Annotated in this window: 16 protein-coding genes; 15 read left to right on the forward strand and 1 reads right to left on the reverse strand. The window is 34.7% G+C overall.

Annotated elements, in window-relative coordinates; genetic code table 11:
* The first annotated feature begins 21 nt into the window (after positions 1 to 21).
* From BMY85_RS02575 to BMY85_RS02595, 5 genes are all read left to right on the forward strand, one after another.
* Positions 22 to 936 carry an ABC transporter ATP-binding protein gene (locus tag BMY85_RS02575; RefSeq protein ID WP_092476052.1) on the forward strand — a complete coding sequence of 305 codons (915 nt, stop codon included), beginning with the start codon at positions 22 to 24 and terminating at the stop codon, positions 934 to 936.
* A 7-nt stretch (positions 937 to 943) separates the two neighbouring features.
* The gene (locus BMY85_RS02580) at positions 944 to 1,693 is read left to right on the forward strand and encodes an ABC transporter permease (RefSeq protein ID WP_092476055.1); all 750 of its coding nucleotides are present in this window, start codon (positions 944 to 946) and stop codon (positions 1,691 to 1,693) included.
* Positions 1,693 to 1,917, forward strand: coding sequence for a hypothetical protein (locus BMY85_RS02585; protein WP_092476058.1), 225 nt, complete (start codon positions 1,693 to 1,695; stop codon positions 1,915 to 1,917). Before BMY85_RS02580 ends, BMY85_RS02585 begins: the two co-directional genes overlap by 1 nt.
* Before the next feature lie 42 nt (positions 1,918 to 1,959).
* Positions 1,960 to 2,292 carry a hypothetical protein gene (locus tag BMY85_RS02590; RefSeq protein WP_092476061.1) on the forward strand — a complete coding sequence of 111 codons (333 nt, stop codon included), beginning with the start codon at positions 1,960 to 1,962 and terminating at the stop codon, positions 2,290 to 2,292.
* Positions 2,293 to 2,422: 130 nt separating this feature from the next.
* Positions 2,423 to 2,707, forward strand: coding sequence for a hypothetical protein (locus BMY85_RS02595; protein ID WP_092476064.1), 285 nt, complete (start codon positions 2,423 to 2,425; stop codon positions 2,705 to 2,707).
* A 119-nt stretch (positions 2,708 to 2,826) separates the two neighbouring features.
* On the opposite strand, the gene BMY85_RS02600 is transcribed toward BMY85_RS02595, so the two are convergent.
* Positions 2,827 to 4,128 (reverse strand): sensor histidine kinase, encoded by a 1,302-nt coding sequence (locus tag BMY85_RS02600; protein ID WP_092476067.1) that lies wholly within the window; start codon positions 4,126 to 4,128, stop codon positions 2,827 to 2,829.
* A gap of 175 nt (positions 4,129 to 4,303) precedes the next feature.
* Between BMY85_RS02600 and BMY85_RS02605 the strand changes: the two genes are divergently transcribed.
* The 10 genes from BMY85_RS02605 (at position 4,304) to BMY85_RS02650 (ending at position 13,459) form a co-directional block, all read left to right on the forward strand.
* Positions 4,304 to 5,014, forward strand: coding sequence for a LytR/AlgR family response regulator transcription factor (locus tag BMY85_RS02605; protein WP_092476070.1), 711 nt, complete (start codon positions 4,304 to 4,306; stop codon positions 5,012 to 5,014).
* A gap of 143 nt (positions 5,015 to 5,157) precedes the next feature.
* Complete coding sequence (locus tag BMY85_RS02610) at positions 5,158 to 5,802, forward strand: hypothetical protein (RefSeq protein ID WP_143066306.1); 645 nt, start codon at positions 5,158 to 5,160, stop codon at positions 5,800 to 5,802.
* A 133-nt stretch (positions 5,803 to 5,935) separates the two neighbouring features.
* Positions 5,936 to 6,481 carry an accessory gene regulator B family protein gene (locus tag BMY85_RS02615; protein ID WP_092476076.1) on the forward strand — a complete coding sequence of 182 codons (546 nt, stop codon included), beginning with the start codon at positions 5,936 to 5,938 and terminating at the stop codon, positions 6,479 to 6,481.
* On the forward strand, positions 6,478 to 6,639 hold the full coding sequence (locus BMY85_RS02620) for an AgrD family cyclic lactone autoinducer peptide (RefSeq protein WP_092476079.1): 162 nt from the start codon (positions 6,478 to 6,480) through the stop codon (positions 6,637 to 6,639). Before BMY85_RS02615 ends, BMY85_RS02620 begins: the two co-directional genes overlap by 4 nt.
* Before the next feature lie 37 nt (positions 6,640 to 6,676).
* Positions 6,677 to 7,417, forward strand: a complete 741-nt coding sequence (locus BMY85_RS02625) for a LytR/AlgR family response regulator transcription factor (RefSeq protein ID WP_092476082.1) — start codon at positions 6,677 to 6,679, stop codon at positions 7,415 to 7,417.
* Entirely contained in the window at positions 7,414 to 8,148 is a 735-nt protein-coding gene (locus BMY85_RS02630; RefSeq protein WP_092476084.1) for a sensor histidine kinase, read from the forward strand. Before BMY85_RS02625 ends, BMY85_RS02630 begins: the two co-directional genes overlap by 4 nt.
* A 227-nt stretch (positions 8,149 to 8,375) precedes the next feature.
* Positions 8,376 to 8,591: a hypothetical protein gene (locus tag BMY85_RS02635; RefSeq protein ID WP_092476087.1), complete on the forward strand. Its 216-nt coding sequence runs from the start codon at positions 8,376 to 8,378 to the stop codon at positions 8,589 to 8,591.
* A gap of 89 nt (positions 8,592 to 8,680) precedes the next feature.
* Positions 8,681 to 10,894, forward strand: coding sequence for a peptidase domain-containing ABC transporter (locus BMY85_RS02640; protein ID WP_092476090.1), 2,214 nt, complete (start codon positions 8,681 to 8,683; stop codon positions 10,892 to 10,894).
* Positions 10,884 to 11,402: a hypothetical protein gene (locus tag BMY85_RS02645; protein ID WP_092476093.1), complete on the forward strand. Its 519-nt coding sequence runs from the start codon at positions 10,884 to 10,886 to the stop codon at positions 11,400 to 11,402. The genes BMY85_RS02640 and BMY85_RS02645 overlap by 11 nt, the downstream gene beginning before the upstream one ends.
* A 251-nt stretch (positions 11,403 to 11,653) precedes the next feature.
* The gene (locus BMY85_RS02650) at positions 11,654 to 13,459 is read left to right on the forward strand and encodes a hypothetical protein (RefSeq protein ID WP_092476096.1); all 1,806 of its coding nucleotides are present in this window, start codon (positions 11,654 to 11,656) and stop codon (positions 13,457 to 13,459) included.
* Positions 13,460 to 13,565 lie beyond the last annotated feature (106 nt).

Raw genomic sequence — 13,565 nt, forward strand, 5'->3', positions numbered from 1 at the left:
TTCATAATGGAGGATGTTTGAATGATAAAAGTTGATTCGCTCTATGTTAAATACAAAGATTTTTGTGCAGTCGATGGAATATCATTACATATTAGAGAGAATGAGATTTATGGCATCATAGGAATGAATGGTGCTGGTAAGACATCTACTGTAGAGTGTATAGAAGGTTTAAGAAAATACGAAAGCGGAGAAATAAGAATTGGAGGGCTGGATCCTATTAGGGACAGAAAAAAGGTTCATGAATTAATAGGAATTCAGTTACAGGATACGAGCTATCAGAATAATGCGAGAGTATATGAATTATGTGAATTATTTTCGTCTTTTTATAAGGAACCTGTTCCATATAAACAGCTGCTTGAGAAAATGGGCCTGTGGGAAAAGAGAAAGAATATGGTTGCAAAACTGTCAGGTGGACAAAGGCAGAAACTGTCTATTGTACTAGCAATGATAGGGAAACCAAAAGTACTGTTTTTAGATGAATTAACAACGGGATTAGATCCGAATTCACGGCATCAGATGTGGGACTTGTTAAAAGAATTAAAAGAGCAAGGCATGACTATTGTACTGATTTCGCATTTTATGGATGAAGTGCAGGCAGTATGTGATAGAATCGCAATTATGGATAAAGGAAAAATTCTAATTGTAGGGACTATAGATGAGATTCTGAAAAAGTATAATTTAACCCAAAGGATGCATTTTCAGTGTCAAAGTAAGCAGATTTTTGAAATGGAAAAGCTTCCAGCAGTTGAAAAAGTGGAGCAGGAGGCTGGCAAATGTACTGTTTATGGCAAGGGAGATGACTTTGTTGCTTCTGTAGTAAGTTGGTTAGACAGTCAGAAGATGGAATATAGCAGTCTGGATATTCAAAAGCCGGATCTGGAAGAAGTATTTTTATATTTATCTGGCAGAACATTTGAGAATGAAGAAATGGAGTGAGAACTAAATGAAACGTAAGGCTCTTTTAAAATTAACGACTTTTGAATTTAAGCTGTTTTTTCGCAATTTTATAAATGTATTTTTCTTATTGCTGTTTCCAACCATGATGATTCTTATGTTTGGAGGAATTTATGGCAATAAGCCTCAGGATATTTATCATGGGTTTGGAATGGTAGATGTGTCGGTTCCAGCCTATGCAGGAATGATTATTTCAGTAACAGGGCTTATGAATCTGCCTCTTACTTTATGTGAGTACCGTGAAAAGAAAATTTTAAAACGATTTAAGGCTACACCAGTTAGTCCTAGCAACGTGATAAGTGCACAGCTGGCAGTAAATTTCTTTATGACTATTGTGGGAATGATTTTATTGATTGTTATTTCCAGAATTGTATTTCATTTGAACTTTCAAGGTTCTTATCCTGCAGTTATCCTAGTGTTTGTATTATCTGTATTTAGTGTATTTTCCATTGGGTTTTTAATTGCAAGTTTAGCTCCTAATATGAAAGCAGGAAGTGCAATTGCCAATATTGTTTATTTCCCAATGCTATTTATGACAGGAGCAACAGTACCTTTAGAAATCATGCCAAAGGGCATGCAGCAGGCATCAAAATTTTTTCCTGTAACGCATGTTGTAAAGGCAATGCAGGGAGCATGGCTAAATAAAGATATAAACGATTACTTAGTAAACATTATAGTTCTTTTGGCAATAACTGTTATCTGTTTTGGAATCTCGATTGTAGCATTTAGGTGGGAATAATGGAAAGAGAGGATATCAGAAAGTTTATAGAAGAACAGACGTTAATAAAAATAGAGTCGGATAAGGAACTGCTTTTTACGTCTGGAAAGATAGGACAAGAGTTTTTTACCTATTTAATCATCATGCTAGAAGATTATTTTGGAATTGCATTTCCTGACCCGGTACTGGAGATAGAGAATTTTGATTCAGTGGAAAAAATGGTGAAAATGGCAAAAAGCATTTGATCTAAAATTGTATAAAATATTAAAGAAGGATGATTTCTCACGATGGAATATACGTTAAAAAGAATTTTACGTTTACAGGATTCTGAAAAATGGTTATGCTATGGATCTGAAAAAGGTAAATTTGTTCGGGATGATACTGTTTTTGTTTCATTTGGAAACCGTCAGAATGACATTTATATTTTTTCAATCTATGAAGGGGTAAAAAGAGATAGTGACTATGTGAACTGTGTTTTGGGATTAGTCCACGATACTAGAACAGAAGATGGCTTTATTCATGATTTTGAGTTACATTTTATAGATGTTCCAAAAGAAATGACAGAAGACGAACAGATTGACTGGATTGACTCGAAAATTAAAGAAATAAAAATCATATAAAAAGATAATGGGGAGAAGTGTTTTTCTTCGCCCCATTTTTAGGTAAACTGTTTTTGAACAGGAAGAATGGAAAAGGAAGGAAGATCTATAATCCCAGACTCGGTGCATAAGAATAAGGATTTTACATTAGATGGAACAAGGACTGAATCTATTAAGAAACCATCCGGTCTTGGAAAATCTGAATCTGGATAAGGAAATCAATTGTAATTCTATTGGAAGAATGATTGAGTTAGCTAAGATGGAATATGAAAAAAGCAGTCGAGCAGTGCAGCCCAATGCTCACATGATTACACAAGAAGGTTCTATGAGATTTATAGAAGAAAGGGGTGTGCATTGCAATGAACTGTTTATTATGAATAAAGAAAATTTACTTCCTGTATCGTTTTTTACAATACAGGAGGTAGGGCTATGGTAAAGTAAAGACAACAGGAAACACGAAGAAACAATTAAGGAATAAAAAAGGGGATCAGAAAAATGACAAACGCGTCTACTTTGCTTTTCGCTGTTGAAGCTGATAGTTCAAAGAGTGTTTTTTTATTTATAAGGAATCACAATGCTTAGACAAAATTTTTCTGTGATGGTATAGTTGATACTTCCTTTATATTTAGCTACAATTGATTTTATATTTTCTGTTCCAATACCATGATCAATAGAGGTACGTTTCGTAGTAAGAAATTTTCCGTCAACAATAACAGGTGCTGTTTGAAATGTATTCTTACAGGAAATAAAACAGGCGTTTCCTTTTTCTTTTATGATAAGCTGTACAAATTTAGCAGAGGAGGCTTTTTCAGCAGCTTCTAGCGCATTATCAATGATATTTCCCAATAGAGTACACATTTCTTTATCTGGAATTTTAATTTCATTGACTTCAATTTCGCTTTCTATGTGGATGCCTTTCTGTTGTGCCTTGCTGATTTTGCTGTTTAATAATATCTGCAAAGGCTGATTTTCTACAAATATAAAATCATTGGCATTTGATACCGTATCACAAATATCGTTTAAATATTGATTTAGCAAATCATATTCTTTTGTGTCTGCTAGACCTTTGATAATTCCAATATGATTATTCATGTCATGTCTAAGAGAGCGAAGGTTTTGGACTACAGCACTTAAATCATCATTTAATTTATTTTCTAATTCAACCTGTTGCAGTTTTAACTGGTTTTCTAATTCCTGATTGGCCAGATTGGTAAGTTTATAGCAAAGCAAAATCATTAGGGCAGATACAAATAAAATGATGATAAGTATCAGAGTTACATAATCGGATCCGTGGAGCTGAAGCATAGACGGTTTCGTTGTAAACAGCAGGCTAAAGAGAATCAGCATAAAATCCAGCAATAAAATGATGATAAGCTCGAACTTAAAGGATTTTGGTACAATAACAGCATACTGAAACTTTCGTGCTGTATATTCCACAATTAAGATATTTAAAAACTTACTAATAATCAGACAATAGGTATAGGTGGAAAAGGTTTGTAATATGTATTCCTGATTTACTCTAAGGAGTGTGGATACGATTAGTATGGATACTACTTCTAGTGCAATGTTGAGTAAATAGTTATAACTATACCACCAGAGTTTTAAATAGAGTTTATCTTGGTAAAAAAGCATTATTACAAGAAAAATCAAAAATAAAGCAGTTATACGCATAGCGGTAGAAGAAAGGAACGTAATATTCCGAATGGCAAGATATCGAATGGAATTAATCATAAGAAATAAAAAAAATGGAATGACATGATTTTTAGGATTATATTTAAAGACTAGTTTTGAATCTGTAATGCGAAAAGCTAAGAAAGATTCAATTAAAAGTGAAATAATATTTACTAATAATTTCATGAAAAAGCCTCCATTCGTATGCAAATGTAAGATTAATGAATCTGAATTCAGTTTACAAGGGCAGACATAGAATGTCAATAAGATATAGTGTAAAAATAGTCTTTGTCTTATTGCGAAAATGGTTCAGGTATTGTATTATAAAAAAAGTAGTAATTACACAGAATAGGGTGGTTTTATGAAATATAAGGTCGGAATATGCGATGACGAAGTATTGCATGTAAAAATAAATGGAGTTTTTGTGAAAGAAATTGCGAAACGGGAAAATTATGACATTGTGGTAGCAGGATTTACAAAGGCGAATCAGCTGAAAGAGTATTTAAGAAAGGAAAAGCTGGATCTTCTGTTTTTAGATGTAGATTTAGGAAGTGATTCAGGAATTCTTCTGGCAGCAGAACTGATGAAAGAATATCCAGATCTTGTAATTATTTTTATAACTGGCCATAGGGAATTTGCTTGTGAAGCATTTGATGTAGAAGCAATCGGATATCTAGTAAAACCAGTAGAGGAACAGAAAATGAAAAGGGTTCTAAAAAGGGCAATGCTGCAGGTGATGGCGATGAAAGGGCAAAGTGCTTCTCATGAAATTGTCATCACAGAAGAAAATATAAAAAAGAAGGTTCCAGAAGAAGATATTATTACGGTGGAAAGACAGTTATCAAAAAGTATTATACATACAAAAGATCGGGATTATAAAGTTTATGAAACAATAACTTCTTTATGTGGCCGCCTTAGTCCTGCGTTTTTGAGAGTGAATCAAAGCGAAATTGTAAATGTAAAAGAAATTGAGGAAATACGGGAGAATAACGTGATTCTAAAAAGTGGAAAGAGCATATCAATAGGCCGAACGTATCGGAAATCTGTAATGAATACATATTTTAATAATTAATCGAAAAGAATAAGGAAAATGAAAAATGCTATTTGGGAAGAGCAAATCATTTTCCTTATTATCTGCAAAAATCTGTACAAATAATCAAATAATTATGTAAAGTAATGAAACTTTGTTGTTTTTATAGAGGAATTGTCTTAAAATTGGACTTTATTATAAGAAAGAAGGTGGGGGGTATCCTTTTTATTGATATCAGTTCAATGGATAAAGTTCCGTTAGAATTAAGAAATATAGTAATGGCTGTTCAGGAAGGAGTTTTAATAGGGGTACATTTTTCTGATAAGAAAATGATCAGTGCATTTTTAGACATTGTGAAAGACAATTGTGTGGAATTGGATGGGATACGTGCAAAAGAAAACTTAAGGGAATACAAAAGGAAAGTGGATGTGTTGCCAAAAGAAAAAATAGAATCCAGTTTAAGCTGTAAGGAATATGTGTATATGTATTGCATGCTTCGTAATGAATTTTGTAATGAAATAGGAGAAAAGTTTGAGAAGCGGTTAAAGGAGCTGCATATAGAATATCTTAGCAAAATGAAATTGGAGGAGTTAAAATTCGGTTTTCAAGTAATGATAAGATGTATTGCGGATCAGTTAATAGGGATTCGGTTACTTATTGCACAGAATGAAATTTTTTTTGAAAATAGCAAGGAAGCAAGGGATTTGAAAAGAGTTTTCGAGCAGTTTAAAAGAGAAAAGGGAATCGGCCTGCTGCTATCTACCAACAGGAAGCAATTAGAAGCATTAGCAGATGTAATTTATGATACAGAAAATGAAGAAAATAAGTGAGTTCACTGAACAAAGTGTTAGGAAAAGTACAAATAGTATGATTTTTGGGTAAGATAAATAGGAAATATAGCAGTTATTATGGGATTGATGTAAAATAAAAAAGAAAGAAAGGCAAAAGGGGGAGAATCAAATCATGCAAATTCATACGTTGTCTATCCGTCTGGTAGACTGGTTATTGCTTCAGAATGAGGATAAGAAAAAATATAGGGAATTTTATGACTATAGCATGGAAATCATTCTTTCCACAGTAGCCAATTTTTTGATTAGCATTGGATTGGCACTGGTTCTAGGGATAGAAAGCAATGTATTCTGGTATATCCTTTTTTTTCTCCCTTACCGTTTCTTATTTGGGGGAATTCATGCAAAAACACATGTACGATGTATTGCTACATTTGCTGTGAGCATGCTTGTGAACATTTATGTAGCTAGGAAGATACCCGTTACAGGGATTATGCTAGTAATAGAATGGATTGCTGTTATAGTCGCTAATTTCATAAATTATCATGATGGAAAGCATGCAAGTATAGTGAAAAGTGTGGCATGTTTTGTGGCATCAATAGTAGTACTTTTGTGGCTTAATTTGGTAAGTGGGAGCTATACCAATGGAATTTGTGCTACCTTTGCTTTGATTACACAGACTGTGTTGTTGCGAATAAAAATAAGAGGTGAAGGAAAATGAAAAAAATATTTACGAAGAGAACTGTGCTGAATTTATTAGCAGCATTGACTTGTGCGGCGATAGATGAAGATTTATCTGCTGGCTGTACCTTTTTTCTTTATGAGCCAAAGAGGCCTAAGGGATTAAAGAACGCAGATAAAAAGGATTTGTTTTCATAGAGTAACCAAACAATAAAAGAAAGAGTGGAGGGACAGGATGTTAAATGTATTGATTTGTGATGATTCAGGAAAGCAGATTATTTTAGAAAAAAAAGCAGTTCTGGATTACCAGGCCAAGAAGAAGCAGGCACTTTTCCGGATCTATACGGCAATGACTACAAAAGATGCATTACAGTATGTTGCTGTTAATCAAGTAGATCTAGCCATTTTGGATATTGAAATAGATAGGAAATCAGGGATTGACGTTGCAAAGGAAATTCTGAAGAAAAATCCAGTTTGTAAAATCATATTTGTTACAAATTATGATTCATTTGCATATTCCGCATTTGAAATCGAGGCATTTGCATATATGCTCAAACCACTTCAACAAAAGAAACTGTATGAGCAATTAGATAAAGTTTTTGTGGCAAGGCAAAAAGAACAGCTTTTAGAACGTTATGGTGGAGCAAAATTGGAAATAAAGTACAAAGGAACAACTAGTTGTATTAGACAGGAAGATATTCTGTATATAGAGAAGAAAGGAAAAAATGTGGTTGTGGTGACCGATGATTCTGAGTATGAATATACGGATAATTTAAAGGATTTGGAAAAGAGACTGGATCCAGAGAAGTTTACTCGATGCCATAATGGGTTTATTGTAAATCTTAACCGTATTGTTTCTTATCGTCGAACAGAGGTGTATGTAGGAGAGCAGGAAATGTGCATTCCAGTCAGCAAGGCCAATATTTCTAAAGTGGTAAATATGTTAGAAAAGCATTTGTGGGAGAATGTGTTATGAAAGCGATGTTTGTGTTGGAGCTATTTGTGCCAGTAGTTCTCTTTTTTATATGGTATCTGCATAAGAAGGAACAGGGATTTTTACAGGTTCGGGCTGAACTGAATATGCAGAGGCAGATTCTATATAAGCAGAAGGAAGCCATTCAACGGATTCGGAAAAAACAGCATGAGTATAAGAATAATATTGGGAATATTAATGCATTACTTGTAGAACATGATGTGGAAAAAGCCCAGTGTTTCATGGCAAAATTATTAGAGCAAAATACCCATATGGATCAGCTGATTCGTAAGAGTGGCAATTTTGTTCAGCTTCTATTGGATTATAAGATGGAAGAGGCAGAACAAAGGGGAATTCGTACTTCTCGGGAAATCGTACTATGTCAGGATATTCCTGTGGATGAGTATGATAGTTCTGTGATTATAAATAATGCTATGAATAATGCAATAGAGGCTTGTGAGAAGCTTCCAGAGGGAGAACGGTATATCCGGTGCATTGTAAATGTCCAGATGGGATATTTGAATTTTTATTTTGAGAATCCATGTGCCGGTGTGACGGAAAAAGAAAATGGAGGTCTGCTTACAAGGAAAAAAAACCGGGAGGAGCATGGATTTGGGCTTCAGAATATAAAGGAAATCGTTAAGAAATACGATGGAATACTAAGCTATAGGGTTGAGAATGGAGTGTTCCAGCTCAAGTGTAGTTTGAGAGTTCAGGCGGGAAAAACGGCATAGAAGAAATTGTGAGAAAGGTGACTTTATCTGGGGTAGAGGATAAAGTTACCTTTATTTTTTGACATTCTTGACAATCTGCATAAGAGGAAGGAATACTTGGTCATTTTAAGGGAAGGGATGGAGGCTTGGGTGAATTGTAGGATACACATTTCACTACTATAATAGTATTTGTAAATAGCGCTATTAAAACAAAAATAGAAACATATAATTTTAGGAGGAAAAGAATTATGAAGAATTTATCCGTTATGGAACAGAAAAGGATTGCAGGTGGAAAATATCGTGCACAAGCTTGGTCATATGAAACACATCAGTTAGTTTTTGAGTGGGATTTTGATACATATGGTTATGCAAAAACAGGTTTATCGCCATATAGTAAGTATTTATATCATAAATTTATTTTTAATATGAATACAGGAGAAGAAGTGTATAATTCTGAAGACTAAAAATTAAGAAAATCGAGATAAAGCTGGTTTCAGGACTGGCTTTATCTTGATTTTAAGTTTCAAAAATTAGAGTAAGAGGGATAGGATAAATGAGTATGTTCAAGCAATACTACTGTATCAGACAGCAAGACATCCAAGACTGTGGTCCAGCTTGTCTTGCTACAATCTCCAAACAATATGGCCTAAAGATGCCAATTTCCAAAATTCGAGAATTAGCTCAAACGGACTTGCAAGGTTCTACCGTTTATGGCATTGTTCAAGCAGCCGAAAAATTAGGATTCAGTACCAGAGCTGTTCAGGTAGAAAAAAAGGAAGAAATATTTGATAACCTTCCTACTCCATGCATTGCTCATGTAATCATGGAGGGAATGCTGCTTCATTTCGTAGTGATACATAAAATAACAAAAAACTGCATTCTGGTAGCAGACCCAGGCAGGGGCATGATGAAATACAAACCAGAGGAATTCTTCAAAATCTGGGATGACATTTTAGTATTGCTGACACCAACTGCAAAATTTGAAAAAGGGGACTATACAAAGGGCTTGTTTCAAAGATTCTGGGGACTGATAAAAGTTCAGAAAGGCCTCTTAATCAATATCTTTCTTGCATCGTTCCTTATTACATTTTTAGGAATTGCAGGCTCTTTTTATTATAGATTTTTAATAGATGATATTTTGCCAAATAACTTAGGTGCAAACCTTCATTCCCTATCCATTGCAATGCTGGTTCTGCTTCTGTTCAAGATATTTACCGAGTTCTTCCGGCAGATTTTATTTATCTATATGGCACAGAACATTGATGTACCACTGCTTCTAGGATATTATAATCATGTTGTAAAACTTCCAATGCATTTTTTTGGTACAAGAAAAGTCGGAGAAATCATTTCCAGATTCAATGATGGAGATAAAATACGAAATGCCATTTCGTCGGTTACCTTAACCTTAATGATTGATATTATTATGGCAGTTGCGGGCGGAGTGATTTTATATTTACAAAATGCAAAATTATTTTTTACCTGCTTTATTCCAATCGTATTATATCTTGGTTTAGTATTTGGCTTCAAAGAAAGGTTAAAGAAAGTCAACCAGGAGGTTATGGAAGCTAACGCCATGCTTTCTTCCTACTTAGTAGAATCTTTAGAGGGAATTGAAACGGTAAAAGCATTTAACGGTGAAGGAATCGTGCAGCAGAAAACAGAAAACAAGTTTTTGAAATTTATGAAATGCTGTTTGAAACATGGAGTAACTTATAACGTGCAAGGAACTTTTATGAGCATAGTAAGTGGCGTATTTGGCATTGCTATCCTATGGTTCGGAGGAAGCCTTGTTTTAAAAGGGGAACTTTCCATGGGAGAATTAATTAGTTTTAATGCGTTACTAGCATACTTTATTGAGCCAGTCAGCCGATTAATTAACTTGCAGCCACAGTTGCAGGAAGCCATTGTAGCCAGTGACCGGTTAGGGGAAATTCTGGATCTGGAATTAGAAAAAGCCAGTGAAGATGACATAAAACCAGATACCTTATATGGAGATATTTCCTTAGAACATGTGAATTTTGCCTATGGGCTTCGGGAAAATATTTTACATGATATTCATATGGATATTAAAGCTGGTGAAAAGATTGCTTTAGTAGGGGAAAGTGGATCAGGCAAAACCACAATCGCCAAACTTCTTATGGGATTCTATGATGTAAAAGAAGGAAAGATTACGGTGAACCATGATAATATCAATACGATAAGCAAAGAAGTGCTGCGAAGCAAGATCAGTTACATTTCCCAGCATCCATTTTTCTTTTCAGGAACGATTCAGGAAAATCTGGAGTTTGCAGCAGAGGGAGTAACGAAGGAAAGAATGATGGATGCTTGTAAAAAAGCACATATTTATGAGTTTATCAAAAGCCAGCCAATGGGCTTTCAAACTCCATTAGAAGAAAAAGGTTCCAATCTTTCAGGCGGTCAAAGACAGCGTTTGGCGATTGCAAGAGCTTTGATTCGTAATCCTGAGATTTTAATTATGGATGAAGCAACCTCCAATCTGGACTCCATAACAGAAAGTGCTATTCAGAAGACTTTAGAAGAATGTACAGAAAATGTTACTACAATTATCATTGCGCACCGGTTAAGTACAATAAAAAAATGTGACAAGATTTTCGTGATGGATAAAGGAAAGATTATTGAGGAAGGCAGCCATAGCCAGCTTCTTCATAAGAAAGGCTACTACTATAAACTCTGGTCCGAGCAGTGTCTAAGCGGCGAAGACAGTGGAGTAACAGAGGGAAAGGAGGGCTTTGGACGTGCGGTATAAGATAGAAAATCTAGCAGATATAGAAGATACAAAAAGCTTTATGCACCAGTACAAAACAGCCTGTTCCTATAAACTTTTAAAATATAGTATGTATCTGTTTATATTGACTTTAGGTACGCTTATCATCTGGTCACGGTTTGCGAAAAAGGATATTGTCGTGCATGCATTTGGTGTGATAGATGCCAAAAATGAAGTATGTGAAATCTATATTGAAAATACAAATATTGGGAATATCAAAGCTGGAAAAGAAGCTCGTTTAGAAGTAGTATCTTTATCAAGAAACGAATACGGTGTGCTGACTTCTAAGATTGCAAAGGTTAGTGATGACGTGATAACAGATTCGGGTAGTGGCAGAAAGTTTTATACAGCGATGTGTCCTCTGGAAAAAAAGAGTATGACAAGTAAAACTGGCGAGCAGGTCAAACTTAAAAATGGGATGGATGCCAGAGTTAGTATTATCTGCAGAAAGACCACGTATTTTGCGTATCTGCTAGATAAGTTAAGGTAGTGGAAATTTAGAAGGAAAGACTGGTTTTATTGTTCAGAATAATGATAAATATAGAATTTCTTTTAGGAAATGTCTAAAATAAGGTTTTATAAGTAGAGGATTTGTAACTTATAAAACCTTATTTTGATGTTTATATAAAATCATAATATTTTATATAAACATCTTAACCCAGTATATGTTTTGAGGGGATTATATATAGTATAATAAACCGAAATTTGGTAAAAAGAAGGCAGAAAACAAGGAGGGCTTTTATGAAAAGCAAATGGAGTAAGTTGCGGGTATTATTGCCAGTGGTTATGATAGCATTCATGTTCTTTGCAAATCAAATGAAAGTAAAGGCTGCCAAGGAATATGGAACAAATGTGCAATCTGCAGGAACCATCGTGTTTGGCAAAGAGTATCAGGCAACAATTGATGAGAATGAAGGAAGCAAGCAGCACTGGTATCAGTTTACTACAAAAGCAACGGATGATTATTATTATGATCTGGTATTTAACAGGCTTGTTGCAAAGGATGCCATGACCGTTCAGATTCTGGATACAAAGGGAAACTTTGTGATGTCTGTAAGTACAGGAAGCAAGAGAAAACAGAAGCGGTTAAAACCAGATTCTGTTTATTATGTAAATGTATATTGTTCGTCAAGCCTTAGTGATGACAATTATTATGGATTTACTTTGAATACGGTAAATGATCCAGAAACGGATAATATGGCTGAAGCCAAGATTAAGCTTATTTCTGGAGACGCTTATAATGGTTCCATGGCGGCTTATTATGAAGAAGACTGGCTGACATTTTATGCAGAGACAAAATTAACAACCATAAATCTGGCTAAGAAAGACAATGGCTGGAATCTATGGACATCTATTTATGATGCCAATGGAAACCAGATTAAATCAAGTACGGTATCACAATTTGCAGGCAGTATGACGTTTGATACGGAACCAGGAAAGCTGTATTATGTAAAGCTTCAGTCCAATGCAGAGCTGGGAGAAGAAAAAGATATGAATTACAGTATTCTTCTGGCTGGCAGTCAAAAAGAGAAGGAAGACAGTCAGGTTACTGGTAAGAATGAGAATAAAGAAAATAAAGAAAATGCAGAGAATACGAAAAAGACTGAGAATACGCAAAAAGCAAACGGCAATAATGGATATGGTACGAATATCCAGTCTGCAGGAACTATCGTGTTTGGCAAAGAATATCAGGCAACAATTGATAAGAATGAAGGAAGCAAACAGCACTGGTATCAGTTTACCACAAAAGCAACGGATGATTATTATTATGATCTGGTATTTAACAGGCTTGTTGCGAAGGATGCCATGACCGTTCAGATTCTGGATACAGAGGGGAATTTTGTAATGTCTGTAAGTACAGGCAGCAAGAGAAAACAGAAAAGGTTAAAACCAGATTCTGTTTATTATGTAAATGTATATTGTTCATCAAGTCTTAGTGATGACAATTATTATGGATTTACATTGAATACGGTAAAGGATCCAGAAACAGATAGCATGGCAGATGTTGAGATTCAATTGTCCATGTCAAAAACTTATAAAGGTTCCATGGCAGCTTATTACGAAGAAGACTGGATGTTCTTTAAAGCGACAGGAAGCAAAACAACTATTGTTTCTTCCAAAAAGGATAATGGCTGGAATCTGTGGACATCCGTTTATGACAGCAATGGAACGTTTGTTACGTCTGGGACAACATCACAATTTACGGAGAGCATGACTTTTGCCACAGTAAAAGGAAAAAAATATTATGTAAAAATAAATGGAAATCCAGAGCTAGGGGAAGAAAAGGATATGAATTACAGTGTCCTGCTGAAAGACCCTAGAGTAGACATGAAAAAGTGCAAAATTACGGTTAAAAATATGAAATACACAGGTTTCGCAAGAAAAGCACCTGTAACAGTGAAGTATAATGGAAGGACACTTCAGAAAAATATAGACTATACCTTAGTTTACTCAAATAATAGAAGAAGAGGCAAGGCTAGTGTCACGATTACAGGAAAAGGTGATTTTAAAGGAAAAGTAAAGAAGACATTTAAGATTACCAGATAGAAATCTTTATATAATGCAATAGGTTTATGGAAAAATAACTATCGTATCAAATTTGATGCGGTAGTTATTTCTTGTTTTAGCAATTATAGTGTAGTATAGTGTGTTA

Origin of the sequence: [Clostridium] polysaccharolyticum (assembly GCF_900111595.1) — a bacterium.
Taxonomy (GTDB): Bacteria; Bacillota; Clostridia; order Lachnospirales; family Lachnospiraceae; genus Clostridium_AI; species Clostridium_AI polysaccharolyticum.

What these genes read in the sequence shown, in the direction of transcription:
- BMY85_RS02620 (WP_092476079.1), top strand. Translation starts at nt 6,478, where the DNA reads ATGAAAAAAATATTTACGAAGAGAACTGTGCTGAATTTATTAGCAGCA.
- BMY85_RS02585 (WP_092476058.1), top strand. Translation starts at nt 1,693, where the DNA reads ATGGAAAGAGAGGATATCAGAAAGTTTATAGAAGAACAGACGTTAATA.
- BMY85_RS02650 (WP_092476096.1), top strand. Translation starts at nt 11,654, where the DNA reads ATGAAAAGCAAATGGAGTAAGTTGCGGGTATTATTGCCAGTGGTTATG.
- BMY85_RS02600 (WP_092476067.1), bottom strand. Translation starts at nt 4,128, where the DNA reads ATGAAATTATTAGTAAATATTATTTCACTTTTAATTGAATCTTTCTTA.
- BMY85_RS02635 (WP_092476087.1), top strand. Translation starts at nt 8,376, where the DNA reads ATGAAGAATTTATCCGTTATGGAACAGAAAAGGATTGCAGGTGGAAAA.
- BMY85_RS02605 (WP_092476070.1), top strand. Translation starts at nt 4,304, where the DNA reads ATGAAATATAAGGTCGGAATATGCGATGACGAAGTATTGCATGTAAAA.
- BMY85_RS02630 (WP_092476084.1), top strand. Translation starts at nt 7,414, where the DNA reads ATGAAAGCGATGTTTGTGTTGGAGCTATTTGTGCCAGTAGTTCTCTTT.
- BMY85_RS02580 (WP_092476055.1), top strand. Translation starts at nt 944, where the DNA reads ATGAAACGTAAGGCTCTTTTAAAATTAACGACTTTTGAATTTAAGCTG.
- BMY85_RS02615 (WP_092476076.1), top strand. Translation starts at nt 5,936, where the DNA reads ATGCAAATTCATACGTTGTCTATCCGTCTGGTAGACTGGTTATTGCTT.
- BMY85_RS02625 (WP_092476082.1), top strand. Translation starts at nt 6,677, where the DNA reads ATGTTAAATGTATTGATTTGTGATGATTCAGGAAAGCAGATTATTTTA.
- BMY85_RS02575 (WP_092476052.1), top strand. Translation starts at nt 22, where the DNA reads ATGATAAAAGTTGATTCGCTCTATGTTAAATACAAAGATTTTTGTGCA.
- BMY85_RS02595 (WP_092476064.1), top strand. Translation starts at nt 2,423, where the DNA reads ATGGAACAAGGACTGAATCTATTAAGAAACCATCCGGTCTTGGAAAAT.
- BMY85_RS02590 (WP_092476061.1), top strand. Translation starts at nt 1,960, where the DNA reads ATGGAATATACGTTAAAAAGAATTTTACGTTTACAGGATTCTGAAAAA.
- BMY85_RS02640 (WP_092476090.1), top strand. Translation starts at nt 8,681, where the DNA reads ATGAGTATGTTCAAGCAATACTACTGTATCAGACAGCAAGACATCCAA.